This is a genomic window from Paenibacillus violae, from assembly GCF_032461945.1.
GTDB classification, from domain to species: Bacteria; Bacillota; Bacilli; order Paenibacillales; family NBRC-103111; genus Paenibacillus_E; species Paenibacillus_E violae.
Genome location: NZ_JAWCUD010000003.1, coordinates 314,401 through 339,608 on the forward strand (window position 1 = coordinate 314,401; position 25,208 = coordinate 339,608).

24 protein-coding genes are annotated in these 25,208 nt (G+C 46.6%); all 24 read right to left on the reverse strand.

Annotated elements, in window-relative coordinates:
• Positions 1-3: 3 nt before the first annotated feature.
• Positions 4-885, reverse strand: a complete 882-nt coding sequence (locus tag RQP52_RS12660; RefSeq protein ID WP_315951888.1) for a carbohydrate ABC transporter permease — start codon at positions 883-885, stop codon at positions 4-6.
• Positions 885-1,847 (reverse strand): ABC transporter permease, encoded by a 963-nt coding sequence (locus RQP52_RS12665; protein ID WP_315951889.1) that lies wholly within the window; start codon positions 1,845-1,847, stop codon positions 885-887. The genes RQP52_RS12660 and RQP52_RS12665 overlap by 1 nt, the downstream gene beginning before the upstream one ends.
• Positions 1,844-2,824 (reverse strand): Gfo/Idh/MocA family protein, encoded by a 981-nt coding sequence (locus tag RQP52_RS12670; RefSeq protein WP_315951890.1) that lies wholly within the window; start codon positions 2,822-2,824, stop codon positions 1,844-1,846. The genes RQP52_RS12665 and RQP52_RS12670 overlap by 4 nt, the downstream gene beginning before the upstream one ends.
• 316 nt (positions 2,825-3,140) lie before the next feature.
• Complete coding sequence (locus RQP52_RS12675; RefSeq protein ID WP_315951891.1) at positions 3,141-3,698, reverse strand: helix-turn-helix domain-containing protein; 558 nt, start codon at positions 3,696-3,698, stop codon at positions 3,141-3,143.
• 178 nt (positions 3,699-3,876) lie between these two features.
• Positions 3,877-4,329 (reverse strand): hypothetical protein, encoded by a 453-nt coding sequence (locus RQP52_RS12680; RefSeq protein WP_315951893.1) that lies wholly within the window; start codon positions 4,327-4,329, stop codon positions 3,877-3,879.
• 36 nt (positions 4,330-4,365) lie between these two features.
• The gene (locus RQP52_RS12685) at positions 4,366-5,331 is read right to left on the reverse strand and encodes an ABC transporter ATP-binding protein (protein WP_315951895.1); all 966 of its coding nucleotides are present in this window, start codon (positions 5,329-5,331) and stop codon (positions 4,366-4,368) included.
• A complete protein-coding gene (locus RQP52_RS12690) occupies positions 5,324-6,307 on the reverse strand; it encodes an ABC transporter ATP-binding protein (protein ID WP_315951897.1) in 984 nt (327 codons plus the stop codon). The genes RQP52_RS12685 and RQP52_RS12690 overlap by 8 nt, the downstream gene beginning before the upstream one ends.
• Positions 6,308-6,321: 14 nt before the next feature.
• The gene (gene opp4C / locus RQP52_RS12695) at positions 6,322-7,194 is read right to left on the reverse strand and encodes an oligopeptide ABC transporter permease (RefSeq protein ID WP_315951899.1); all 873 of its coding nucleotides are present in this window, start codon (positions 7,192-7,194) and stop codon (positions 6,322-6,324) included.
• A 15-nt stretch (positions 7,195-7,209) separates the two neighbouring features.
• On the reverse strand, positions 7,210-8,163 hold the full coding sequence (locus RQP52_RS12700) for an ABC transporter permease (protein WP_315951901.1): 954 nt from the start codon (positions 8,161-8,163) through the stop codon (positions 7,210-7,212).
• Positions 8,160-9,899: an ABC transporter substrate-binding protein gene (locus RQP52_RS12705; protein ID WP_315951902.1), complete on the reverse strand. Its 1,740-nt coding sequence runs from the start codon at positions 9,897-9,899 to the stop codon at positions 8,160-8,162. The genes RQP52_RS12700 and RQP52_RS12705 overlap by 4 nt, the downstream gene beginning before the upstream one ends.
• Positions 9,900-10,095: 196 nt before the next feature.
• Positions 10,096-11,013, reverse strand: a complete 918-nt coding sequence (locus RQP52_RS12710) for an ArsR/SmtB family transcription factor (protein WP_315951904.1) — start codon at positions 11,011-11,013, stop codon at positions 10,096-10,098.
• Between the two features lie 121 nt (positions 11,014-11,134).
• Entirely contained in the window at positions 11,135-11,320 is a 186-nt protein-coding gene (locus tag RQP52_RS12715; RefSeq protein ID WP_315951906.1) for a hypothetical protein, read from the reverse strand.
• A gap of 104 nt (positions 11,321-11,424) precedes the next feature.
• Positions 11,425-11,718 carry a DUF2325 domain-containing protein gene (locus RQP52_RS12720; RefSeq protein ID WP_127454868.1) on the reverse strand — a complete coding sequence of 98 codons (294 nt, stop codon included), beginning with the start codon at positions 11,716-11,718 and terminating at the stop codon, positions 11,425-11,427.
• Positions 11,719-11,871: 153 nt separating this feature from the next.
• Entirely contained in the window at positions 11,872-12,849 is a 978-nt protein-coding gene (locus RQP52_RS12725; protein WP_315951907.1) for an aldo/keto reductase, read from the reverse strand.
• Between the two features lie 24 nt (positions 12,850-12,873).
• Positions 12,874-14,259, reverse strand: coding sequence for an LLM class flavin-dependent oxidoreductase (locus RQP52_RS12730; RefSeq protein WP_315951908.1), 1,386 nt, complete (start codon positions 14,257-14,259; stop codon positions 12,874-12,876).
• Between the two features lie 31 nt (positions 14,260-14,290).
• On the reverse strand, positions 14,291-16,522 hold the full coding sequence (locus RQP52_RS12735) for an SfnB family sulfur acquisition oxidoreductase (protein ID WP_315951909.1): 2,232 nt from the start codon (positions 16,520-16,522) through the stop codon (positions 14,291-14,293).
• Between the two features lie 13 nt (positions 16,523-16,535).
• On the reverse strand, positions 16,536-17,915 hold the full coding sequence (locus RQP52_RS12740) for an LLM class flavin-dependent oxidoreductase (protein ID WP_315951910.1): 1,380 nt from the start codon (positions 17,913-17,915) through the stop codon (positions 16,536-16,538).
• An 18-nt stretch (positions 17,916-17,933) separates the two neighbouring features.
• Positions 17,934-18,599, reverse strand: a complete 666-nt coding sequence (locus RQP52_RS12745; RefSeq protein ID WP_315951911.1) for a methionine ABC transporter permease — start codon at positions 18,597-18,599, stop codon at positions 17,934-17,936.
• Positions 18,592-19,362 carry a methionine ABC transporter ATP-binding protein gene (locus RQP52_RS12750; RefSeq protein WP_315951912.1) on the reverse strand — a complete coding sequence of 257 codons (771 nt, stop codon included), beginning with the start codon at positions 19,360-19,362 and terminating at the stop codon, positions 18,592-18,594. Before RQP52_RS12750 ends, RQP52_RS12745 begins: the two co-directional genes overlap by 8 nt.
• A gap of 18 nt (positions 19,363-19,380) precedes the next feature.
• Positions 19,381-20,274, reverse strand: a complete 894-nt coding sequence (locus RQP52_RS12755) for a MetQ/NlpA family ABC transporter substrate-binding protein (protein WP_315951913.1) — start codon at positions 20,272-20,274, stop codon at positions 19,381-19,383.
• Between the two features lie 47 nt (positions 20,275-20,321).
• Positions 20,322-21,605, reverse strand: coding sequence for an acyl-CoA dehydrogenase family protein (locus RQP52_RS12760; RefSeq protein ID WP_315951914.1), 1,284 nt, complete (start codon positions 21,603-21,605; stop codon positions 20,322-20,324).
• Positions 21,606-21,648: 43 nt separating this feature from the next.
• A complete protein-coding gene (ssuD, locus tag RQP52_RS12765; protein ID WP_315951915.1) occupies positions 21,649-22,806 on the reverse strand; it encodes an FMNH2-dependent alkanesulfonate monooxygenase in 1,158 nt (385 codons plus the stop codon).
• A 97-nt stretch (positions 22,807-22,903) separates the two neighbouring features.
• Positions 22,904-24,361: a 4-hydroxyphenylacetate 3-hydroxylase family protein gene (locus tag RQP52_RS12770; RefSeq protein ID WP_315951916.1), complete on the reverse strand. Its 1,458-nt coding sequence runs from the start codon at positions 24,359-24,361 to the stop codon at positions 22,904-22,906.
• A gap of 187 nt (positions 24,362-24,548) precedes the next feature.
• Positions 24,549-25,154, reverse strand: coding sequence for a TetR/AcrR family transcriptional regulator (locus tag RQP52_RS12775; protein WP_315951917.1), 606 nt, complete (start codon positions 25,152-25,154; stop codon positions 24,549-24,551).
• Positions 25,155-25,208: the final 54 nt, after the last annotated feature.

Here is a 25,208-nt window from a genome sequence, read left to right on the forward strand (position 1 = left end):
GGGTTAGCCTTTGACTGAACCGAGCATGACGCCTTTGGCGAAATGCTTCTGTAGAAACGGATATACCGCCAAAATAGGAACCGTCGCAATAACCACCGCCGCCATCTTAAGCGTCTGGGTCGGCAGTTGATTCTCGGACATCATTTCAACCGCTGCTGCTCCGCCTGTCGTTGTGTCCGATTCAATTAACATGTTCCTCAGTACAACCTGTAAAGGCACTTTCGTGAAATCATTGATATACAAAATAGCATTGAAGAACGTGTTCCAATAAGCTACTGCGTAGAACAAGCCGAAAGCAGCTAAAGCTGGAGCCGATAGAGGAAGCACAACACGGAAAAATGTACCCAGATCCGTACAGCCATCAATCATGGCTGCATCCTCCAGCTCTACCGGAATGCTGTCAAAAAAGCTTTTCATTAGAATGACATTCCATGCGCTAACCAACACCGGAATAATAAGTGACCAAATGCTGTTGATTAGTCCAAAATCACGGACCACAATATAGTTCGGAATAATGCCCGGATTGAACAAGATCGTCAATAAAACCATCATCATCATTATTTTTCTGCCTCTGAGTCTTTTCCGAGACATCCCGAACGCCATTGCTGCTGTGAATATTAAACTTAATCCGGTGCCGACAGTGGCAAGAAAGGTGCTGTTCAACATCGCGACTTTAAATGCATCGGTATTCAACAAATATCTGTAGGATACAAGCGACCAGTTCTGGGGAAACAAGACAAACCCATTTTTCATTAAATATTCATGGGGTTCGGTGAAAGAAATGACGAAAACATAATACAGCGGAAACAATGTGACGAGTCCAATGACAACTAGTAAGATCGTATTAAAGCCGTTAAACAGCCGCCCTGCGAGGCTTATTTTCATTAATACACACCTTCCTCACCAATCCGTTTGGCCATTTTGTTTGCCAAGACAACGAGCACAAGACCTACCACTGATTTGAACAAACCAACGGCCGTGCTGTAACTGAATTGCCCACTCTGGATGCCATTCCGGTATACATACGTTTCAAAAACATCCGCATACTTGGCGACAGCTCCATTATTCATCAGGAAGACTTGCTCGAAGCCTACGTCCATAATATGTCCGAGTCTTAAGATAAGCAGAACCAGGATGACACTTCGAATTCCCGGGAGTGTTACATGCCACGCTTGCAGCCATCTATTGGCACCGTCTATTTTGGCAGCTTCGTACAGCTGCGTGTCTACTCCCGTAATCGCAGCCAAAATGATAATGGTTCCCCAGCCGGTTTCTTTCCAAATATTTTGTGCAACGAGCATTCCCCAGAATGTATCTGTATTTGTCAGGAAATCATATTTGTGAAAGCCCAAGGATTCTATCATCAGATTTATGATGCCGTTCGACTGAGACAGGAGTAAAAATGAGATTCCTACAATAATGACCCATGAAAGGAAATGCGGGAGGTAGACAATCGATTGAATGATTCTTTTGAAAAATTGATTGTTCACCTCGTTCAGCAGCAAGGACAGCACAATAGGAAGCGGAAAGAAAAATACTAGATTTAATAAACTAATGACCATTGTATTTCGAAAAAGAAGATAGAAATCAGGATTGGAGAAAAAGCGTATAAAATGCTCCAATCCTACCCACTCACTCTTCCATACACCCGCATAAGGCGAGTATTCCTGAAAAGCAATAACGATGCCCCACATGGGAAGATATTTGAAAATAATAAAGAAAAGCACACCCGGTAAAACCAACAAATAAAGGTATCGATCTCGTTTAATATCTAAAAGAAAAGGCCGAGATTTCTTATTGGTATCCACACGAACGGATGTTTTCAAAGATGAGGACTGTGTAGTCATATTAAATGGACAATGCGCTGCTCTTCAGCGGATACATAGGCAGCATCAAGGAGAGAAACCGTTTTCAAATTATCTTGAGAACTGTTCGGTGCTTCGACGCCTGTTTCAATGGAGGTAAACAAATGGTTAATGCCTTCGAACGTGGCCGTTTCTCTGGATACATTGTTTTCCCATGTTTGCTCAGGTGTTTTCTCACGAGGGCGATACAAATGAATTTTTCCATCAGCTGCAAGGATCGTCCCTTTCTCGCCAATAACAATCATTTCCGTTCTGCCTATTGCACTAGAGAAACTTTGAATGTAAGTCACAACCGCGTCGTTCTCGAATACAACTTGAACCGTGCTATCGGTTTCCCCGGCACAATGGATTGCGGAGGAGGAACGGTTCTGAGCAACAACGGACTTGGCTTCAGATCCAAGAATTAGCCGGAACCCGTCAAACCAGTGAATTCCCATAACGGATAATGCGTGGCGGCTTTCTTCTAACCTCCAACCTGCGTCCTGTCTAAACATGAGATTTGTAAACAAGATGGACGTTACTTTACCAATCCGTTCCTCTGCAACAATCCCCTTAACCAGCTCAAAAGGAAAATGGCGTCGGAAATTTTGGTTAATCGAAATGGGTACGCCATGCTGCTTCGCTTTCTCTGTAATCTCTTTTGCTTCAGCCAATGTATCAGAAAAAGGTTTTTCACAGAAAATAGGGATTCCTGCTTCAATGATTGGGAAAAGGATTTCTTTGCGGATGGAAGTAGGCGTACACACGACAACGGCATCAACACCACTATGCTGGATAAAATCGTTCAACTCCGTAAATCGCTGAGCCACACCATATTTATCCGCTTTGGCATGTAACGTCTCGGGATTTGGATCACAAAGGGCTGTTACCTCGATTCGTTCCGGATGATCCTTATACCCCACGAAATGCAATTCGGTCACTCCACCAGCACCAACAATACCAACTTTGTACTTTTTCATTACGTTCCAACCTCCTGATTTGGTTTTGAACAGCAATCAATGACTAACCCTTCTAACCACTCCATGTGAAGAAACAACACAACCTTTAAGTTAAACACCATTTACTTAAAATCACCTAAATTGTATTAAATTCAACTTAGTTGAATAAGCTCAGTATACCTCACGATACCAATTATTGCAATCGCTTTCTTTATATTTTTTCTAAAATTTAGGACATAAAAAAAGACCATATACTCTAATTTAGAATACATAGTCTGTTATCTTTCAACTTATTGGAGAACCTGGCAATTCATCAACCTGACATTCTGAAAAATTTCTAAATATCGCTTACCTTCGATTGCGTAAACACAGCCACATATTTCACTTCATCTGTGATTGCCATTAAGGAATGTTTCTCAATAGAATCGAAGTAAAGACTATCCCCCGGCTTCAATGTATACTCTACGCTGCCCACTTTGTACTTCATTTCGCCTTCCAGAATGTATATAAACTCTTCACCATTATGGCTGTATTCATTCTTGCTATCATTATCTTCCTTCCGGGATATGAACAGAAAAGGCTGCATAAGCTTTTCTCCGCGTTCAACGGCAAAAGTAAAGAAAGAGTACCCTTTATCCGTTTTGGTCATTCTTGCTTCACATGTTTCTTTTTTCGTATAAATCGTTCCCGCTTGTTCCTGATCATCCAACAGAATGGACACTTTTGTACCTAAGGCATCAGCAATTTTCACTAATGTTGAGATGGGCGGGATGGTTTTCCCGTTCTCTATTTTCGATAATAAACTTTTGGAGAACCCACAAACATTGGCAATATCCATCAAGTTTCGGTTTTGTTCGGTCCTGAGCTTTTTAATTTTATTCCCTAGATCCATCATATGGTTGTCCCCTAATTTAATGTCATTCAACTAAGTTTATTCTAACGAAACTTATCTATTCAGTCAAGCCTAGGGTCTTTCACCTGCTTAGCATCGCGAACTGAAAAACCGGCAACCTGCTCGTAGGCAAGTTACCGGTTTATATGGATCATGCAAGGATACATCTTCCTCGCCTTTTTCAACGATGCTGAAGCTCAATGTGAGCCCTAACTATTTCTTCACCCGTTTCACTGACAAATGGAGTAAGACTCATTTTCCAATGGTTCGGGACAAGAAATCTAAACAGTTGGAATTGCTCAGGGCTAAGGGTCAAATTTAGAAAGGAAGACTCTACAATATCGTAGTCTGCCCCCTCTAGTTTATTAAACTTGATGGCGAGTAAATTTTTGATACCTCCGAACGTTATAAAGCTGAATTGGTATCCATCGTTTATTGCCGACAATAAGGTTTCCATATACTCGTCGCGGTAAGTAACGAATCCTTTCCAATCGACCTCTGAATGGACTAACTCCTTCAGCTCCGCTTCCTTGTACCTAACTATAATCTCTGTCATTTCCGTTTTCGAATAGCCCTTTGCGCGTAACATTTCCAGTCGCAGCGCATAAGGTTGCGGAAGTTTAACTACGGACATGTACCCTCCTCATTTCTCATGCTGAAATTAGATCATTTAAACGAGATGGCAAGCAACGAAATGTTTTCCCCCCACATCTCTGAAAGCAGGCACTTGTTCCTTACATACAGCAGTTGCAAAAGGGCATCTTGTATGGAATTTGCAACCTGAAGGCGGATTGGCCGGGTTTGGCATATCCCCCTTTAATAGGATTCTCTCCCGCTTCAGTTTTGGAATCGGGATGGGAACAGCGGACAGCAGCGCTTTGGTATAAGGATGCAGCGGATTACGGAACAGTTCGTCGCGTGAAGCTGTCTCCACCAAGGAGCCAAGATACATAACGCCGATTCGGTTGCAAAGATGCTCGACTACACTTAAATCATGAGAAATGAATAGGTAAGATAACTCCCGTTCCTCCTGAAGCTTACGAAACAAATTAATAATCTGCGCTTGAATCGATACGTCTAAGGCTGAAACAGGTTCATCGGCTATGATCAACTCCGGTTTCAGCACAAGCGCACGAGCAATGCCGATCCGCTGACGCTGCCCTCCGGAGAACTCATGCGGAAAGCGATCAACATGATAGCTCGAAAGACCGCAGGATTCCAGCACTTCGAGCACGCGATCCCTGATCTCTTCCTTCGGGACGAGACCATGATCAAGCAGTGCTTCTCCAATTGCATCGCCAACCCTGACACGAGGATTCAGTGAGCTGTACGGGTCTTGAAAGATGAGTTGCATCTTGGGGCGCAGTTGTCGCAGTTCATCGCTTGGCAGTTTATGCAGATCAATGCCCTTGAACTTCACTTCCCCGGCCGTCTTCTCTGTCAGCCGAAGAATGGTACGTCCAACCGTGCTTTTCCCACTGCCCGACTCGCCGACTAGACCGAACGTTTCCCCCGGTTGAATATTTAAACTGATGCCATCAACTGCTTTCACATGTCCGACAGTTCGGTTCAATAATCCAGATTTGATTGGAAAGTATTTTTTCAAATCATGTACACTTAATAGTGGCTCAGACAACTTCCATCGCCTCCTCATACAGCCAGCAGGCAGCTTTTTGCCCTTTTGCCACTTCTTTTAAAGGAGGAGATTGGGTTCGGCAGATGTCCATGCAGTGCTCACAACGGTCGTGAAAATAACACGACTCTCTCAACTCCAGCGGATTTGGCACCTGACCAGGAATTGAGTATAGTTCTTCCAGCCGTTGATTAATAATTGGCTTCGACTTTAATAGCCCTCGCGTGTAAGGATGCTGCGGATTTTCAAATAGCTGGACAACCTGGCCTTCTTCCACGACTTTGCCTGCGTACATCACAACGACATAATCCGCCATCTCCGCAACTACACCCAGATCATGCGTAATGAGTAGAATAGACATTTGAGTCTCTTCTTTGAAAAGCCTGAGCAGATCCAGAATTTGCGCTTGGATGGTTACATCAAGGGCAGTTGTTGGCTCATCAGCGATAAGCAATTTGGGACCGCAGGAAATCGCAATTGCAATCATGATGCGTTGCAGCATCCCGCCGCTTAACTCGTGCGGATAGCTGCCAAATATTTGCTCAGCCCGTGAGATCCCGACCTTGTCGATCAACTCTATTGTTCTCTGTTTGGCTTGCTTCTTGCTTAACTTCTGATGTTCGATAAGTGGCTCCATCAGTTGTTGACCTATGGTCAAAACTGGATTGAGTGAGGTCATTGGTTCTTGAAAAATCATGGCAATTTCTTTGCCGCGAATCGCGCGAAGCTGACTTTTGTTATAACTCAGGATATTCTCGCCTTGGAAACATATCCTACCATCCGCTATCTTGCCCGCCGGTCCTTCAATTAACCCCATAACGGACAACGCGGTAATACTTTTTCCACTTCCGGATTCTCCTACAATACAAACGGTTTCTCCTTGCCTTACATACAGGCTCACATCGTCAACAGCTTTGACAACACCGCCCTCTGTCTGAAAATAAGTCCGTAGGTGTTCAATCTCAAGCAGATTTCTCATCGGATGTCAGTCACCTACCTTTTCTGTTTCGGATCCAGCACATCACGCAACCCATCACCGAATATGTTAATTGCTATAACTGTAATAAAAATCGAGAAACCTGGCGGAATCCATAACCATGGCCGCTCTTGAAAATCGATCAAGTTGTTCGCTGCGTCAATCATATTGCCCCAGGTTGGCGTTGGGGGCATGACCCCGAGTCCGAAGAAACTAAGCACCGATTCGCTTAGTATCGCTCCTCCGATGTTCAGTGTTGCGATAACAATGAGCAGTGGAATTAAATTAGGCAGCAAGTGATGAAACAATTTGCGGCGATCACGCAAACCAAGAACAACCGTCGCCTGCATGAATTCTCTTTCCCGAAGACTAAGCATTTGGCCACGAATCATGCGAGCAAGGCTCGGCCAGCCAACAATACTAAGCATTAGCATAACAATATACATGCGGCTGCCTGTAGGCACCTTCCACTCCGAAAGCAGCGCTCCAAAAATGAATAACAAAGGCAAATGGGGAATGGTTAACAGCAAATCGGAAATGCGCATAATGATTTGATCTGCTATCCCTCTGTAGTAACCTGCAATTGTTCCGAGCAGTGTACCGATCGCTACGGACAGGACCATAGATGCTAGTCCCACCGTTAGCGAGATGCGTCCGGCTTGCAGCACTCGAGTCAAAACATCCCGACCTAGTCCATCGGTTCCGAGCCAATGCTTCATGCTCGGGGCTTTATTCATCATCGCCATATTAATCTTGCCATTCGTATAGGGAGAGAATAGAGGCCCTGCAAAACAAGCTAAGAACATAATGACAACTACGATCAATCCGAATACAGCTAATTTATTTCTTAATAGACGCCTGAAAGACTGTTTCCATAATGATGTTGGCATAACGATGTTCCTCCTCTACAACCGGACTCGCGGATCTGCGATGTGGTATAGAATATCCGATATCAGCGTCCCGATGACGGTGAGAACAGCGATGAACATCGTGAAGCCCACAAGTAGCGGATAGTCTCGCAACGAAAAGGATTGAATATAAAGCTGACCGATGCCAGGCCAATTGAATATTTTCTCCGTAATTAGCGAGCCCCCGAACAAAGCCGGCAGTTCAAAGCCAACGAGTGTGATGGCCGGAAGCAGCGCGTTGCGAAGTGCATGGGTAAACAGGACCTTCCCTTCTTTCAAACCTTTTGCCCGAGCCGTGCGGATATAGTCTTGCTTAATAACTTCAATCATATTGCTGCGGAAATAACGGGTCAGTGAGCCGAGACCTAGCAGCGTCAAGACAGCTACCGGCAATAGCATATGATGAAGGACTTCAGTGAGGTAAGCCAAACCGGTTGCATTGCTCCCCGTCGTTAACATGCCTCCCGGTGGCAGCCATTTCAGGTCTACTGCCAATATTTTAATTAAATAAAGTCCGATAAAAAACGACGGAATCGACATAGCTGCAAAGATCACAATCATCACTAGCGTATCAAACCAGGAGTACTGCTTATAGGCGGCAACAACACCGATAATGACAGCAATAAACCATGTCAGGAAAGTAGAGACGATAGCTAGTAAGAACGAATTCCATATATACTCATTAAAAAGTTTGAGAACTGGCTTCTGCTGCGCCAATGAGAATCCAAAGTCGCCATGGAACGCATTCTTCATCCATAAGCCGTAACGCTCCAGCAGAGGTTTGTTCAATCCATAAATTTCCCGCAGCTCCGCTTTCCGCTCTGGCGATAATTTGATATTACCGCTAATGAAATCCCCCGGGGTCAGGGCATACAAGCTAAAAATCAGGAAGGATGCAGCTAGCAGAATGACGAGCATGTAGACAATTCTTTTCGTTAAATAAGTGCTCATGGTTGTTTACTTAATGACCAGTTCGGCAAGCTCGTGGAGAGTCCATTAAATGGACTTACAGACAGATTCTCGATTCTTCCGTTATAGCCATAGACAGTTTTCTTGTAGTTCGTAAAGATGACCGGCAACTCGTCATTCATCAATTGATAAATTTCTTTGTACACTTTCTTGCGCGCTTCGATATCGATAGTTGCCAAGCCTTTATCATATAATTCTTTGAATTTTGGATTGTTATAACCTTTAATCTCGCCATCTACGAATGGCTGTAAACCATCGGATGGATCGGTAATCAACGAAGTAGAGAAACTAACCATATCGTAATCCCCGCCTTCCACTTTGGAAACAAGTGCGTTGAAATCGGCAAATACCTCCGGCTGGAACTTGACGCCAAGCGCTTTAAAGGATTCCGTCGTTACAGCAATAAAGTTGTCAGTCTGTGCACTTTTGGAACCGAGGAAATGAATGGACAGTTGTTTGCCGTCCTTCTCGCGAATTCCGTCTGCGCCAGGCTTCCAGCCCGCTTCGTCGAGCAGTTGCTTCGCTTTTTCAATATCGAATTTATAAGGGTTGATGCCCTCTTCTGTATAGGACCATGAAATCGGCGATGATGGTATATTGGCAATTTGGCCTGCGCCCTGATTGGCGTCGACATAAATACTTTGGCGATCGATCCCGTAGGCAAACGCTTGTCTAACCTTTTTGTCTTTGAGCTGGTCATGCTCCAAATTCACTTGTATGTAGCCATATGTGCTCGGCGTGTAGGGAATAATGTTGACAAAGCCCATTTTTTTCAGCTTATCCACGTTTTCCTTCGTTGCGCTGAAAGACGCATAGTCCACTTCGCCGGTTTCAAGGAACTGCCAAGCGTCGCCTTGCGATGTTTTATAAATAAAATGTTCCGTCTTCGGCTTGCCGCCATAATAATTCTCGTTCGCCACGAAGCGCACTTCCTGCCCTGGCATGAATTTCTCTAGCTTGTACGGACCATTGCCTACTGGCTTTTCGTGAAGCTTCTTAATGTAATCCAGCTGACCGAAGTGATAATCCTTGCCATAGTAGGCCTTAGATAGGACATCGGAGCCGAGGGTCAGAAGCGCTGTTGCATTCGGTTGTTCTAAAGTCACAGAGATCGTTTGGGGATCGATGACTTTAATTCCCTCTATGTTATTGGCTTTTCCTTCTTTATATTCTTTGCCGCCTTTCACGTGTAAGACATCAACTTGCATATCACCATCATAGGCTTTGTCGTGCAAAATAGTCCAAGTAAATGCAACATCTTCTGCCGTTAGCGGTGTACCATCGCTGAATTTCAAGTCTTTACGAAGATGAAACGTGTAAGTCAAGTTATCGGGGGAAACATCCCATTTTTCCGCTAGTCCAGGCGTAGGAACACCTTTGTTGTCTACTGTGACCAGTGGCGTGTATAGCAAAGATGAAACATTCCCGTCATATCCGCTTTGATGGAAATATGGCGTAAATGCACCGCTTGGATCTGTCAGGCCGACGATAATCGTATCCGTACGTTGTTTGGCGCTGCTTGGCAATTTGGACAAATCCGATGCTTTGACCTCATCAGCCAGCAAACTTGCCGGTGCAGCGGTTTGGTTCGCGCCTGTCGCTGCAGGTGTGCTGCCGCCCTGAGTTGGCGTAGTAGTCCCCTGATTGGCCGAGCAAGCGGATAAAAGAAGTGAACCTGCGGTTAATAAGGTAGATAAGACAATAAAGCTTTTTTTCATAATTAAACCCTCCTCAAATTAATCCCGACTAAAACGATATGAATAAGTTAATAATCATATTATAAAAACGAAATGCAGTTCTGTAAAGAGAGAACTAATAAATATTTCTTACAAAGAAGAAACTTATGAAACTACAAAAAATCATTTCCTCTTCGAAAGCCGAAGTGAAAATGATTTCTTTATGTTTTCTATTCTATTATTCGTTTTTGATATAAGAAGTTAGTTTGTTCTGTAAGTGCAGCAGGGCATCCTCTCTTAAACTGTACTCCGTTAATGTCTCGCCTTCGAAATGTGCGTAAATGAGCCCTGCACTTCGCAACTTCGAGATGTGATCGTGTGTAATGCCTTTGGATAATTGAAGATGACGGACAATTTCAATAAAACTTCGCGGCCCCTGATGCAGATATCTTAAAATTTTCAAACGGCTCATCTCCGCTAGGCTTCGAATAATCCGGTATTCATGAGGGGGTAAATCCTCCTCGTCATTGAAATATATTCTTGCCGCATAATTGCAGATCGTTAATTGACGAAACGAAGAAATGACATTAATAGGCTGAAAATGATATTGTGGAATTAATAGTAATTTTTCCAATCCTTTCATTGGCTTAAAGCATAACCCATTCGTCGTTTTATCGACAAAAGCACTAGGCTCCATTGTTGGCTGTAAGGCTTTGCGATCTTCGGCCTCGCCTTGAAGCCTTTGGATGATTAAGGGGTCCATATGCTGAAAATATAGCTCATTCCACTGGGAGAAGAGGGATAACGTCTTTGATCTGAAAGCAGCCATATTATCCGGAAATTGACTGCTGTACTCCGACATCAACTCATATAAATCACCAGGGCTCAAACCCTCCAACCAGGAAAGAAATTGATTGACCTGCTGTTTATCCGGGCATAAGTGAACAAGAAGATACGTCAATTTCCAATTCGAATCGACCTCCGTTTGATCCAGCAGCGAAGCGAATTCGGGTGTTAAGCGCTTGCGAGTTTCCTTTGCCCAGGCTGAAGTTAAATCAATCTTCTTATATGATTTACGACAAATATAGGTATGTAGACTGTTGATAAGCTCATGTAATGGTTCAAATGTTGTATGAATTATGTAATCCACTGTCATACACCCCTAATTTCTTTTTAAATCCTATTATAGCTACAAGTGCGAATAGTTGAAAACAAAACTTAAAATCTTAATAGCGTTTGGACGCAAAAAAGGTACATTCATAGCGATTCCGAGATATTCACTCCTCCATAATGAATCCTTTCGGATGATTCACATACCAAAATTCAGAATTGATAATAGATTGAATCGACGGACCACGATCCTCGTCAAATAACTCCTCAACATGGTATACATGTACTGGTTTTGTCTTCAAGTCGGATTTTTGCTTTTTGAGAAATTTAACGGAATCCAGTAATATTCCCATTGTTATGCTCCTTTCGTTCGAATGAAAAAAAGCATGGATTCAGCATCCATGCTTCCGGTTTTCCGGTCAGAATCAGATATAAAGATATACCAAGAATCATTAACTCAACTTAACTGTAAAGCCTTCTCGATCGCTCCCGTTGCACCAAAACCATCATGGTAATCAATCTTTTTGCCCATTTTTTCTGCGAGCTCTCTCACCGCCCACATCGAAGTATGTTTGATTGCGCCTTTTAAAATAATAATGACATCCGCCTGATGAATGATTCGTTTAAAATGATTTTCAACGGAGCCTCCACCCGTTTTACCCGTATGGTGCTCAACAATTAGACCTCGCTTCTCACCCATTTTTTTGAAAGTATTCGTTTGACTTCCGCCAATAATCGCAACCGTCTTCATGTTCGACTCCTCCATTCAATTCGAATCTTCGTTCCACGCTTCCACTATCTGTTATAAATATCCTAACCGATTATACAATAATGTCAATGGGTTTAGTCGGAATTATTTCAAAAAAGAGAAAACCTGACTCCTTAAGAAGTCAGGACTTATAAACTAATTGATAGAAGCCTCTTCGCTGCGATCTGTTGCGATCGGAGGATCAATCGACAACGCGGTAACTTCTTTACGCCATTCATTCGTGAAATCCACATCCACCGCAGCTAGAGAGGGCTCTAACTGTTCCACACTGCGCGCACCGATAATCGGCGACGTAATTGCCGGGTTGCTAAGCACCCAAGCAACCGCTAATGTAGCTGGATGAATCCCCTTCTCACGCGAATGCGCTGCGAATCTATCTGCAATATCGTAATAAGCCTCGTCACCATAACGCTTCGTATAGTTGCCCTGATCCACCAGCCTGCCGGCTGCGGGCTTCTTGCCATTACCATACTTCCCTGTCAGCAGTCCCCCGCCAAGTGGGCTATAACTGATGACGCCAAGTTTCTCGGATTCAGCCAGCGGCAGGATCTCGACTTCTGCTTGTCGTTTAACGAGATTGTACATCGGCTGAATCAGCTCAAAACTTGCCAAGCCTTCTTTGGCCGAAATGCCAAGCGCCTTCGCAATTTGCCAAGCAGCCCAGTTACTGACGGCAGGATACAAGATTTTCCCTTGCTTCCGCAAGTCATCCAAAGCACGCACGGTTTCCTCAATGGAGGTCAGTGAATCAAAGCGATGAATGAAATAAAATTCAATGCGGTCTGTTTGAAGCCGTTTCAAGCTTTGTTCTACAGATAAGAACAAATGTCTGCGCGAGGCTCCGCGTGCGTTAGGATCGGAGCCAAACGGGAAGCCAGCCTTTGACGTAAGGACCAGTTCATCTCGTTTGCCCACGATCAGTTCCCCTAATATTTCTTCAGCCACTCCGCTGCTGTATACGTCAGCGGTATCAAAGAAATTAATGCCTTTGTCCAAACAGCGATAGAACAACTGTTTGGATGTTTCCTTGTCGGCGTTGCCGCCAAAAGACATCGTTCCGAAGCAGAGCTCCGAAACTTGAATACCCGTTTTTCCAACTGTCTTGTACTTCATGCGATATCCTTGCCCTCCTTCGTTCTATCTCGTGTATTCAAGGTTTCTCCTGTATTGCGCCGCAGGATGGCTAGCCGGGAGCAGCCGTTTCCCCGCTCCAAACAATTTCTCCCTCAGCGTCCCCGCTTCGTAGTCCAGTTGGTATACGCCACGACGCTGTAGTTCTGGTACGACCTGATCAACAAACTCACGCAGGCTCCCTGGAGTAATCAAATGCGCAAGATTAAACCCGTCCAGGCCGTTCTCCTCCACTTGCTCCTGCATATCGTCGGCGATTTGCTCTGGTGTACCCACGAGTAAGCGGCCCTGTCCCTTGTCTAAAGTACCTATACGTTCCATTATCTCCTTAACGGTGAGGCGGTTCTGGACATGTTTGGTATACTGAGCCGCACGGCTCTGACCATGATCGGTTGCCCGATACTCTAGATAGGAATCTGGATCGTAGGCTGATAAATCATAGCCGCTAGAGCCGCCGAATTGCGCAAGTGCCGCTTCTTGGCTCCATAAAGCGGCGTATTCTCGCAGCTTTGCTTCCGCCTCTTCCCGCGTCGTTCCAACGATGACGTTCAAGCCCGTAAACATTTTGATACTTTGCGGATCCCTGCCTAATTGCTCTGCTTTGTTCCGTATGTCTTGAATGTTTGCTTTAAGCGATTCCTTCGAGTTGCCGCCAACGAAGACGCACTCCGCATGCTTAGCGGCGAATGCCCGTCCTTTCTCAGAACTCCCCGCCTGGTACAGAACAGGCGTACGCTGCAAAGAAGGCTCGCTAAGATGCGGTCCAGGCACGCGAAAAAACCGGCCTTCGTGATCAATGCGGTGAACCTTTGCCGGCTCTGCGTATACACCACGGGCAGTGTCACGCACCACGGCTTCGTCTTCCCAACTGCCTTCCCAAAGCTTATAGGCAACTTCCAAGAATTCATCCGCAACCTCATACCGGTCGTCGTGCTTGATCATTTTATCCAGACCATGATTCAAAGCCGCATTGGGCAAATAGGAGGTCACGACATTCCACGCGATTCGCCCGTTAGTCAGATGATCGAGTGTAGTGAACCGCCTGGCATGCGCATAGGGATGTTCATAAGTGGTCGTCACCGTAACGGCAAAACTCAGATTCTCCGTGACACTCGCCATCGCAGGAACGATGAGTGCCGGATCGTTTAGGGGCACTTGAACGGCATCTCTAATAGCCGGATCCCCGCTCGCCTTATAAACGTCATAGATACCGACGACATCTGCAAGAAACAGCGCATCAAATTTGCCGCGTTCAAGCAGCCTGGCCATCTCTGCCCAGTATTCCAAATCCGTATAGCGATGCCTTTCACTATCCGGATGTTTCCATAAACCGTGTGAATTGTGCATCGCACTGTTCATATCGAATGCGTTCATGATGATTCGCTTGGGCATAGTCCCGTGTTTCCCTCCTTCCATTATACCATTACATCTTGTATTCATGATAAACCCCGTTTAGAAACCACTTGCCGACATGATGCAGCTTCAATCGAGCCGGATCATGCAAAGTATGAATGCGAACATTCCGCCAATGGCGGTCGTAATTATGTTTGCGATCCATGGACGAAGTACCTGCAACCTCGAAAAGCGCGTTCGTGATCTCGATCGCTGTTTCCGTAACGAGCCATTTGGCCGAATCAACCGTCAGTGCAGCCTTGCCGGCGGTTTCCGCATTCAACTCCTTGCGCGCGTGGTCAATCGCATCGGCAGCTCGATCCAGCAAAGCTTCCGCCGCTTGCAGACGAATGCCTAGCTCACCGAAGCGGCGAATCAGATCGGGCTCTTCGCTCGCTCGCGTTACGCCGCTGCCGAACGCCGGACGCGTGTAATCGCGAACGAACGCCGCTGCGTCCTCTAAGGCTGCTCGCCCAATGCCGATATCAATGGCGGCGTGCATGATTTGCCCGAACGCAGAAAAGTATTGGGGACCTTCAAATATTTGGAAATGGGGCAGCAAGCAGTTCTCCGGCACTTTCACATTTCTGAGCACAACGCTGCCGCTCGCAGTTGTCCGCTGGCCGATACCCGACCAGTCATCGAGCACCGTTACCCCAGGCGCGTGTCTAGGAACGAAAGCAGTCATTCTTTGTTCATCTTCGTTCAGTGCCGTAACCGGAATCCAGTGCGAATAGAGTGCACCCGTCGTATAATATTTACTTCCGTTTAGTACGAAGCCATCCTCGCCATCCAGTTTACGAACTGTTGTCGTGATCTTTCTTGCACCTTTGCTGCTGCTGCGTTCCGCTAAACCGTTACCAAACTGGGCACCATTTAATACTTCCCGGAAAAAGAAGTTTTTCTGCTCCTTACTGCCAATTAACTCTATCGTTTTTACGAAAAAGTGATGATTTTGTGGAATTTGCCCGATGGACCCGTCAGCGTGCGAGATGATCTTAAAGATGTCCACAAGCGTTCGAGTGGATACATCCGGACCTCCGTATTCTTTCGGTACGACAAGTCCAAGCAAGCCTAATTCTGCCAAACGCCGTATTTCGCGTAAAGGCAGCTTTCGTCCGCGGTCCCGGTCCGAAGCGCCGGGGCGAATTTCCTCTGCAAACAATCGCGCTGCCGCCAGCGCTTCCTCGTCGCCTTGGAGCAAATGTGCCCTTGGGCGCTCATTGAAAAAAGAAATCGGCAGATCGCGCTCAGCCAATTGCGAGAGCGATTCCCTTTGTGGGCGCTCAAGTTCCCCGCTATCAACAAGCAATTGTGCGTTTTGAAGGATAGCCCGATCAAGCGATTCTTCTAGAGGAAAATCACCTTGCAGACTTCCGTCATCTTGCATCTCCTTTTTGAGATTGACAAGTCTGCTCCATTTATCATCCGAAACGTTAACTCCGAATTGCTTATGCAGGTCTTCGGAAAAAATGAAAGGGATGGCATTCTCGGATATTCCGAGCTGTTTGGATGCAAGCCGATGCGCTTCCGTACGATGATCGATAGCCCAATCGGAAGCTAGGGATATATGGGCGAGCAAACGTTCAACCTCAACGGAATGCTCTAGAATCAGATTCGCCCCCGCCGAGGCAGTCAGTATTGTCAGTACGGGAGTATGAATGCTGAAGCCTTCCAGTTCACGAATGCCCAGAAGCCGTCGGGACTCTTCGGAGAGTGCCCAGTCGGCATACACGGCATCGACTTCCTTGCTCAGCAGAGCGCGGAGCTCCCTCCCAGGATGGACTCCGTCCGCAGCCTGTTCGCTTTGAAGTTCAATCCATTTCGGCCGTGCTGCCGCAATTCCCACTTTTTGCAGTGCAGCATCCACGAGCTTTGCCGCATTACGTTTTCGAAGACTGTCATCCGGGTTGATTTTCGCAGCGATCCCAAGCTTCGCACCCTTTAAATCGGCGGCCGTTCTTAACGGTGAATCCGAATGCACGAGAATGACACTTCGCCGATCCTGCTGCTGAAGTCCGATAATCTGGAGCTCCTCTTTCATGGCTAACCGCTGAAGAACAACCGATGCCACTTCCATTCGGAGCTCCAATTCATCGGCTGTCCCTGCCTTAATTCGTAGTCTGCCGGATCCAGCATCCCGCAAGACCGGAATGCCTCTTCGCCGCAAATCGAATGGCAGTTCTCCCAACTCATAGGCGAGATCAATGGCATTCGGAATGTCAGTCGCTGGCTGCGGTAGAGCATCTATTTTTATTGACATACTTATCCTCCTATCAGGTCAAAGTAGGCTGCTTACGGTAAGCGGCGCCGGGATGATCTTCCGGCAATCTGTTTACGCCAAAACCAAACAAACGTTCCCTTAATGTCGATTCCTCATACTCTTCCCGAAACAAACCTCTACGCTGCAGTTCAGGAATGACGAGCTCCACAAAATCGCGTAATGTATCCGGGGAGATAATCTGCGTGACATTAAACCCGTCGATCCCCGTCTCCTCTACCCAAAATTGCATTTTGTCGGCTACCTCTTCCGGCGTCCCGACGACGAACAGTCCCCGTCCCCCAAGCGTCCCTAAGGTTTCCATGACTTCCCGGACGGTCTTCGGACGCGGGCTGTCCTTCGTAAATTGTGCTGCTGCAGTCTGCCCATGGTCCGTTTCTGTGTAGGCTAACACGTCTCCCGGTTCGTATGCGGACAAATCATAGCCGCTTCCTCCCCCATAATGAGCCAATACACCTTCTAAACTGTACAGTTTTTGAAAGCTCTCAAACTTGCTCCACGCTTCCTCTTGCGTTCGCCCTACAATGGCCAACAAACCGGTCATCAGTTTGATATGACTCGGATCACGGCCGAAGGCGATGGCCTGTGCACGAATATCCGCTGCATATCGTTTCAGCGTTTGAACGTTCCCACCGCCAAGAAAGACGGCTTCCGCATGCTTCGCTGCAAATGCGCGACCACGTGCTGAACTGCCGGCCTGATAAATAACCGGCGTCCGTTGTATGGACGGTTCGCTTAAGTGCGGTCCGGGAACTTTGAAATATTTCCCCTCATGATGAATATGATGCACTTTATTCGGGTCCGTGTACACGCCATTTTCGACATCGCGAATTACGGCATCGTCTTCCCAGCTGCTTTCCCAGAGTTTATAGGAAACGTCTAAATATTCTTCGGCAATTTCATAGCGGTCGTCATGCTTGATCATTTGATCCATCCCGAAGTTACGCGCAGCGCTCGGCAAGTACGAGGTCACTACGTTCCAAGCGATTCTGCCCTTCGTTAAATGATCGAGTGTCGACATCCGCCTCGCATGGCTGAAAGGCTTCTCGTATGTCGTGGAGAAGGTGACGGCGAAGGCCAGATGTTTGGTAACGAGCGCCATCGGCGGCACAACAAGAAAGGGATCGTTGCAAGGAATTTGTACGGCTTCACGAATTGCCGTCTCCGGTCCTTGCTTGTAAACATCATATACCCCGACTACGTCAGCTAAAAATAAGGCGTCAAACTTCCCACGTTCCAGCAATTGCGCCAACTCCGTCCAATAACGGATATCTGTGTAGCGATGCCGGTTGCTGTCGGGATGCCGCCATAAGCCGTGTGCGATATGGCCGACGCAGTTCATTTCAAAGGCATTAAGGTGGATTTTTTTGGGCATGTTGATTTCCCCCCTTCTTTACAACCGTTTATCCAGTTTGCGTACAATATAGTTGCCAGTGAATTGAAAAACCTGCACGAACAACACCATAATGACGATTGTAACGAACATCACATCCGTTTGATAACGGTAGTAACCATACCGGATGGCAAAGTCACCGATGCCGCCGCCGCCGACTAGTCCCGCAACCGTAGAATAGGAGAGGAAACTGACGGTAACAATCGTAATCGCATTTGCAATACCGGAACGGGCTTCCGTATATAACACTTTCCAAACGATCTGGAATTTGCTTGCCCCCATCGACTCAGCTGCTTCTACCACACCGCGATTGACTTCCAGCAAAATTTGCTCGATAAATCTTGCAAAATAAGGTACCGCATTGATGATCATCGGCACGGTAGCTGCTGTTGTACCAAGCGCTGTACCGACGACAAGCCGGGTGAATGGAATAATCGCAATCATCAGGATTAAAAAAGGAAACGAACGAATCAGGTTGACGAATCCATTCAAAATGAGATAAAACTTAGGCCATTTGAGAAAAGAATCGGGCCGAGTCAGGAATAAGATCGTCCCTAACGGTGTACCGATGGCAACGGCAATTGGAATCGTCAAAATAAGCATGTAGAGTGTTTCCAGAAGCGCCTCAATAAGTTCAGGCCAAGCAGTTGCTATGTTATCAAACATAGTTGGCCTCCAGTTCTCTCTCCAACGAGATCTCGTTGTTGAACAAATACTGTGCGATGTTGGATTGAGGTACAATATTTTTTTCACTTAAATCAAATATCTCCACAATTTTCCCATGCTCCATGACCGCCACTTTATTGCAGATTGCTTTCACGACGTTCATCTCATGAGTAACAATGACAATTGTGATGCCCAGATTGCGGTTAATTTCCTTCAATGCAGCCAAAATACTGCCTGTCGTCTGCGGGTCAACCGAAGAAGTCGGCTCATCACACAGTAGAATTTTGGGGTTGTTGGCTAGCGCCCGGGCAATTGCGACCCTCTGCTTCTGTCCACCGCTCAGCTTAGCTGGGTACGCCTTTGCCTTGTCGGATAAACCGACCATTTCGAGGCAACTCTCAATGCGTTTATGCCGTTCGGCTTTGGGTACCTTGGCAATTTCAAGCGGGAAGCTCACATTGTCATACACATTTAAATTGTTAAGCAAGTTGAAATGCTGAAAGATCATTCCGATCGAAAGTCTTTTCTTCCGCAGCTCGCGCAGATGAAGCTTCGTCAATTCCTCGCCGTCAACAATGACCTTGCCTTCGTCAGGCCGCTCCAACAGATTGATCGTACGCAGCAGAGTGGACTTTCCCGCTCCACTAAACCCGATCAATCCATAAATATCGCCTTCTTCAATTTGCAGCGAAGCGGAGGATACCGCATGCAGCGGTCCCCCGGCAGTGGTGAACGTTTTGCTTATATTTTGCAGGGTGATCATGGAAAACCCTCCCCTTCGTCATTTATTCAAACCTTCCAATGTTTCAATGGCATCTCCGTATTTTTCCTTATAGAAATCTTTTATTGCCTGGCTCTCATAAGCTTTTTGCAGCGCTTTGACTTTGGGAGTGCCTAACAGCTTGTTATTCACTGCCACGATTCCTTTATACGGCAAGTCTTTTCCTGTCTCCAACGCCAAAGCGTCCTGTTTTGGTTTATAACCAATCTGAACCGCAGTTCCGGCAAACAAGAAACCTACGTCAACGTCGTCAAGCGTCCGCTGCAGCATCAATTGGTCGACTTCTTTAAATTTGTACTTATGCGGATTATCCGTAATGTCTTTCAGCGTCGCATGGATGACATCCACGCCATCCTTCAATTTCAGCAGTCCCAGATCACGAAGCATGAATAGCGCGCGTCCATTGTTTGCGGGATCGACAGGAATACCGATGATTGCGCCGTCGGGAACGTCTTTGAAAGACTTATATTTTTTAGAGTACAAGCCTGAAGGGGTGAACGTTGTGTAAAAAGCTCTCGAGATATTCTTGAGACCCTGATCCTTCACGAATTGATCAAAATACGCCTCGTGCTGAAACGAATTCGTATCCGCCTGGCCGTCGTTGACGATTTTATTGGGTTGGATAATGTCGTTTACAATGACATAGTCAAGCGTATAACCGTCCTTGGCTAATTCCGCTTTTAATATTTTGACAATCTCTCCGTTGAACCCCGCATCACTCATCACATGATGAATCACCTTATCTTCGGGATTAGCGGTCGCTGCAGCTTTCGAGCTGGCAGCTGGCTGAGCAGCAGCGTTCGTGCTTGCCTTATCCGTTTTCGAGCAAGCTGCAAGAAGGAACGTGAGGGCGAGGATAACGAACATGGTGGTGAGTATGGCTGGTTTTTTCATCTTTTTTTACCACTCCTTTGATCTGATATTTTATATAAAAAAAGAGACTAGGACGGCGGCTTCAGCCGAACGTCGTTGTCCCCAGTTGTCTGGTCGGTATTAGATGCTTCACCTATTCCTGTTTGCCAAGCGAATGGTGGCCGCATGCCGTTAACAACGTAATCACCTATAATACGTTCTTTATAGATTAAGGGGTTATGTGAAGCGATCGTCCGAGCGTTCCGCCAATAGCGATCAAGCGCCTTCGATCTGGCTGTCGCAGAAGCACCCAGTGCATCGAAAATTGCGGCAGTGGCCTCGAGTGTCAGTCTCGCGACAATCGTCTGCGCTTGAGCTACTTCCACCTCTGCTTCGAGATTCGCCCTATCCGCGTATCCGGCGTCTTCCGACGACTGGGCTTCGTACGCGCGCTGTACAGCTTCGGCCGCTTTCAGCACGATTGTTCCTGCAGCATAAGCCTGACTGTGCGTACGTCCCACAACTTGTAGCACTTGAGGATCTTCGCCTGCCCGGGCGGCTGATGCATGCGAGTACGTTCTCCGCCGTTCAGCAACCGCACTTGCAACGTCCCTCGCAGCCGCTCTGGATATGCCTGAGAGCGTTGCAAGATGAACCATTTGGGCAAACGCGGTGCCATACTTGGTGTAGGTTTCTCGGTCGAATACATCCTCTCTCTCGACCGGTGTATTGACGAACTTCGTCGTGCCGCTGCCTGTCAGCGTTTGCCCGAAGCCTGCCCAATCATCGACAATATCAACGCCATCCGCCGCAGCTGGAACCATAGCTGAGACGATGTCGTCTTCTCCAGCCGTAGCACTAACTACGATCCAGTCTGCATAAATCGTGCCCGTGGAGTAATATTTAACCCCATTTAAGCGAAGTCTATCCTCCGTCTCGGACAACGTGGTTGCATAGCTTCCCACCTTGTTTTCTCCGATCTCCGTCAAAGCATTCCCGACGATCGCACCGTCTGCAATCCGCTTTAACCATCGTTGCTTGCGTTCTCCATCCGGCAAGTTTAATATTCTCTCGACAAAGCCGAAGTGGATCCGCAGCGCTTGCGTGACGTTGGAATCCGCTTCTGACAACTCAATCAGCAGTCCAAATAATTCGGGAAGCGTAACACCGAACCCACCATCCTCCTGCGAAATGCGAACGGTCCCGAAGCCGCACTCCTTTAGCCATTCCATCTCTTCATGAAGAAGTTTACGGCTCATTTCCCGATTAACAGCCCCTTCGCGAATTCGTTGAAAGGTTGGTCGGAAACGCTCTGCCAGTCTCTCGTAGTTGTCCGACGGGCTGCTGCCCCAAACACCTTCGGTTATTCCCATTTTACTCCTCCTTGTTCCCAATCTATTCGGTAGCCTCAAGCTTTCAAGAAGATGCTAGCGACCTATTATCCACATTTGGTAAAATATCGTTTGCCACCATTTCACCGAATGGACTGACGAACGCATATTTCTCTTTAGGCGCCTCCCTGTTGCTAAGTGGAAGTTTGGGAAAAAGCAGCTCTTCCACTCGGTAAGCTTCTTCCAAGTGAGGGTAACCGGACATAATGAACGTTTCAATACCCAGCTCACGGTACTCCAACATTCGCTCCGCCACCGTGTCCGGATCGCCGACCAATGCCGTCCCTGCCCCGCCTCTGACGAGGCCGACACCTGCCCAGAGATTAGGGCTGATCTCGAGCTTGCTGCGATCTCCTCCGTGCAGCTCTGACATCCGCCTTTGTCCGACGGAGTCCATTTTGGCGAAGGATGCTTGTGCTTTAGCAATAGTCGCGTCATCCAAGTTCGAAATTAAACGGTCTGCAGCCGCCCAAGCCTCCTCTTCCGTTTCTCGGACAATGACATGCAGCCTTATTCCGAAGCGAACTTTCCTTCCGCTTTTTGCAGCTAGCTCCCGAACCGTCTCGATTTTTTCTTTGACTTGTTTAGGCGTTTCACCCCACGTTAAATATACATCCACATGATCCGCAGCGATTTGCTGAGCGATAGGCGATGAACCTCCGAAATAAAGTGGCGGGTAAGGCGTTTGAACCGGCGGATACATAATTTTCGCTTTTTCCACCGTGATATGAGATCCATCGAAGTCGATCTGCTTCCCCTGCATAAGCTGTCTCCAGATCGTCAAATACTCATCGGTAAGCTCATAGCGAGTATCATGATCAAGCAGCAGTCCGTCGCCTCTTGCTTCGGAGGTATCTCCGCCAGTTACGATATTGATGAGCAATCTCCCTTGAGACAACCTGTCAAAAGTGGCCGCCATCCTTGCCGATAAAGTCGGTGACATCAGACCTGGCCTCAGGGCGATAAGAAACTTTAACCGCTTTGTAGCCGGAATTAGCGCAGAGGCTGTTACCCAAGCATCCTCGCATGATCTTCCGGTTGGCAGCAATACGCCGCTGAAGCCAAGCGTGTCAGCCGCCTTGGCAATCTGGGTAGCATAATCCAAATCTACCTCTCTTGCTCCTTCTCCCGTGCCCAAGTATCGTCCGTCTCCATGTGTCGGTATAAACCAGAAAATTTCCATTATACAATCCATCCTTTCATCAAATTAAAAAGGAGACCTAATCCGCCCTATAAGGCAGAAGGTCTCCGGTTGTCCGGTTGACAATTCGTATAATCAATTAACTTCCATTCGCAGCTCCCCGCTTTGCCGACTCTTTAATGAGTTTCCAAATCGGAGCGGTTAAACTTTCTTTATCGTGAGTCAAATATTGATTCGCAAAACCTCGTACAGGATCCCCGGCGTAAAATCTCTCATACAGTTCATGTCTGGAACCAAGCGGGCTTCCCACCAAATCCCAGGCGAGCTTGAACAACTGCACCTTTTTCTCAGCACTAACCGTGGCTCCCTCGAAGTACTCGCTCATTAACTCAGATATAGTGCCATAGAAATCTTCAATACTAGAGGGGACTTGAACAAACCCGCCACCGCCAATCTGCTGTAAAATCTCAACAGCACGTGGATAAAATTTTGTTCCTATATTTCTGGCCGTGTTTATATAGGACAACTCCGGAACCAAAACGCCGTTCTCATCATATTTGGCTTGTGCTTCAGAAGCAATGACAAGCGCCTTCATGGTATCGATTTGCGTCAACAACTCGCCAAGCTTCTCTTGAATGTGGAGAAACCCGACTACACCAATCGCTTCCGCAACAGCAAATGTAACGCCGGTAATAAATTCGAGCTTCGCAACATAGCGCACGACATTCTGATGAAACGCTAGTGCATTTGCCGTCGTATTCGCCCTAAGCGCCATGACCTTATCAGCATCACCATACATGAGTACGCGTTCCCAAGGAATCAAGACATCATCGAAGAACAAGACGGCATCCATTTCGTCATATCTTGCGCTAAGAGGTGCATCATGCGCTTTATCGCTCGCATAGGATTGCCGGCAAACGATATGAAGGCCTGCAGAATTCGCTGGCACTATTAGGACATGAGCATGCTCTCGATGGGCTTGTTCCAATTTGAGAAAAGAGAAAATAACAAAGTCATGCGTATACGGCGCACCAGTCGCAATCATTTTAGCTCCTCTGACTACAATTCCTTCGCTTGTCTCCCTAACCACATGCAGAAAACGGGATGCGATTCTGTTATCGTCCAATCCGCTCGATCTGTCAATTTGGGGATCAATGATGGCTGTCGTCAAAAAAAGATCGTTGTCTCTGGCCGTTTCATAGTAAGCTGTAATTTTTTGCGCAAAACCCGGTTCTAATCGATCGAGCTCGTGGCGTGCAGCGTACCATCCCGTTATGAAAGAACGGGCATAGTCAGAGAGCCGGCTCATCATGCCATTGCATTGTTTGGACCAAAAGGCGAAGGATTGGCTTCTCTTTGCAAGCTGCTCCGGCGTATAGGGAACAAGGAACGAACTGTGGGCATAAGCCTCCCTGCCCTTGATTCGATAACCTACCTGATCTCGAAGCTCAGGGTCGTCAAGCGAATCAAACAAACTTCGTATTGTTGATAATGTTCCGCGAAAGGCAGGATGCGTGTCGAGATGAGTGACTTTATTGCCACCCAGCCATACCGTTCGGCCATCATTCAAACTTTTTATAAACCTTTCGCCTCTCAAGCTCTCACTCCTACCTTTTCGAAATTCCATAATTCCGATGAATTAACTCAGGTATTGACTTCATCATATCCATCCTACGCAGCCCGGTCAACAAACAAAAAGGAATAAAATGAAGCTTTTCGGACATATTGAATGATTTTGACTCGTTTATTTTATCAAACCAAACACAATCCGTTCAATTGTGTACCTATAAACTCATAGCCTGATAGAAGCCAATTGATGCTATTCTGCTTAATTGAATTGCCATATAGTTGGGTGAATAAATCATCCCTTGTTTTAACCAGTTTAAGATCATACCAACAATCCAAGATGCCATGCTTACCAGCAAAATATCCAATGGAATCGGCTGCTTCTGATCCATTCGATTATTGTCAACCCTTTGACCTATCGTGTGCTGGATCGTTTCACTCATACGATCTTCAAACCGTAAATGTGGCAAACGGAAAAGCAGCACACGATAAATGGGTGCTTGCTCGGACAAGTGCATGAAAAGCAACAGGAAGTAGGGATCAGGGACTTCATGATGCGGTACATATCTCAATATTTGCGTTTTATTGTTTTCGTATAAACGGAATAACTCAGCAAGCTTATCTTTCATGATTTGTTCAAGCAGATCGTACTTGTCTTGAAAGTGGGTATAAAAGGTGGATCGACTAATATCCGCAGCATCTGTAATATCCCTCACGACAATGTCCTCAAAATCTCTCTTATCACAAAGCGTCAAGAATGCATGGGTAATATGTTGTCTCGTTTTATGAACTCGGCGATCTGATCTTAGAGTAGTTATGCTCATCTCCCCCTTTACAACTAAATAGTTGACACTTTAGCGAATTTTGTCCGATAATGG

Excerpts from the sequence above, each read along its gene's own strand:
- RQP52_RS12710 (WP_315951904.1), bottom strand. The coding sequence starts at position 11,013 with ATGACAGTGGATTACATAATTCATACAACATTTGAACCATTACATGAG.
- RQP52_RS12740 (WP_315951910.1), bottom strand. The coding sequence starts at position 17,915 with ATGCCCAAAAAAATCCACCTTAATGCCTTTGAAATGAACTGCGTCGGC.
- RQP52_RS12675 (WP_315951891.1), bottom strand. The coding sequence starts at position 3,698 with ATGATGGATCTAGGGAATAAAATTAAAAAGCTCAGGACCGAACAAAAC.
- RQP52_RS12680 (WP_315951893.1), bottom strand. The coding sequence starts at position 4,329 with ATGTCCGTAGTTAAACTTCCGCAACCTTATGCGCTGCGACTGGAAATG.
- ssuD (WP_315951915.1), bottom strand. The coding sequence starts at position 22,806 with ATGGAAATTTTCTGGTTTATACCGACACATGGAGACGGACGATACTTG.
- RQP52_RS12735 (WP_315951909.1), bottom strand. The coding sequence starts at position 16,522 with ATGTCAATAAAAATAGATGCTCTACCGCAGCCAGCGACTGACATTCCG.
- RQP52_RS12745 (WP_315951911.1), bottom strand. The coding sequence starts at position 18,599 with ATGTTTGATAACATAGCAACTGCTTGGCCTGAACTTATTGAGGCGCTT.
- RQP52_RS12660 (WP_315951888.1), bottom strand. The coding sequence starts at position 885 with ATGAAAATAAGCCTCGCAGGGCGGCTGTTTAACGGCTTTAATACGATC.
- RQP52_RS12755 (WP_315951913.1), bottom strand. The coding sequence starts at position 20,274 with ATGAAAAAACCAGCCATACTCACCACCATGTTCGTTATCCTCGCCCTC.
- RQP52_RS12730 (WP_315951908.1), bottom strand. The coding sequence starts at position 14,259 with ATGCCCAAGCGAATCATCATGAACGCATTCGATATGAACAGTGCGATG.
- RQP52_RS12750 (WP_315951912.1), bottom strand. The coding sequence starts at position 19,362 with ATGATCACCCTGCAAAATATAAGCAAAACGTTCACCACTGCCGGGGGA.
- RQP52_RS12760 (WP_315951914.1), bottom strand. The coding sequence starts at position 21,605 with ATGGGAATAACCGAAGGTGTTTGGGGCAGCAGCCCGTCGGACAACTAC.
- RQP52_RS12690 (WP_315951897.1), bottom strand. The coding sequence starts at position 6,307 with ATGAGAAATCTGCTTGAGATTGAACACCTACGGACTTATTTTCAGACA.
- RQP52_RS12700 (WP_315951901.1), bottom strand. The coding sequence starts at position 8,163 with ATGAGCACTTATTTAACGAAAAGAATTGTCTACATGCTCGTCATTCTG.
- RQP52_RS12725 (WP_315951907.1), bottom strand. The coding sequence starts at position 12,849 with ATGAAGTACAAGACAGTTGGAAAAACGGGTATTCAAGTTTCGGAGCTC.
- RQP52_RS12665 (WP_315951889.1), bottom strand. The coding sequence starts at position 1,847 with ATGACTACACAGTCCTCATCTTTGAAAACATCCGTTCGTGTGGATACC.
- RQP52_RS12670 (WP_315951890.1), bottom strand. The coding sequence starts at position 2,824 with ATGAAAAAGTACAAAGTTGGTATTGTTGGTGCTGGTGGAGTGACCGAA.
- opp4C (WP_315951899.1), bottom strand. The coding sequence starts at position 7,194 with ATGCCAACATCATTATGGAAACAGTCTTTCAGGCGTCTATTAAGAAAT.
- RQP52_RS12775 (WP_315951917.1), bottom strand. The coding sequence starts at position 25,154 with ATGAGCATAACTACTCTAAGATCAGATCGCCGAGTTCATAAAACGAGA.
- RQP52_RS12715 (WP_315951906.1), bottom strand. The coding sequence starts at position 11,320 with ATGGGAATATTACTGGATTCCGTTAAATTTCTCAAAAAGCAAAAATCC.
- RQP52_RS12720 (WP_127454868.1), bottom strand. The coding sequence starts at position 11,718 with ATGAAGACGGTTGCGATTATTGGCGGAAGTCAAACGAATACTTTCAAA.
- RQP52_RS12705 (WP_315951902.1), bottom strand. The coding sequence starts at position 9,899 with ATGAAAAAAAGCTTTATTGTCTTATCTACCTTATTAACCGCAGGTTCA.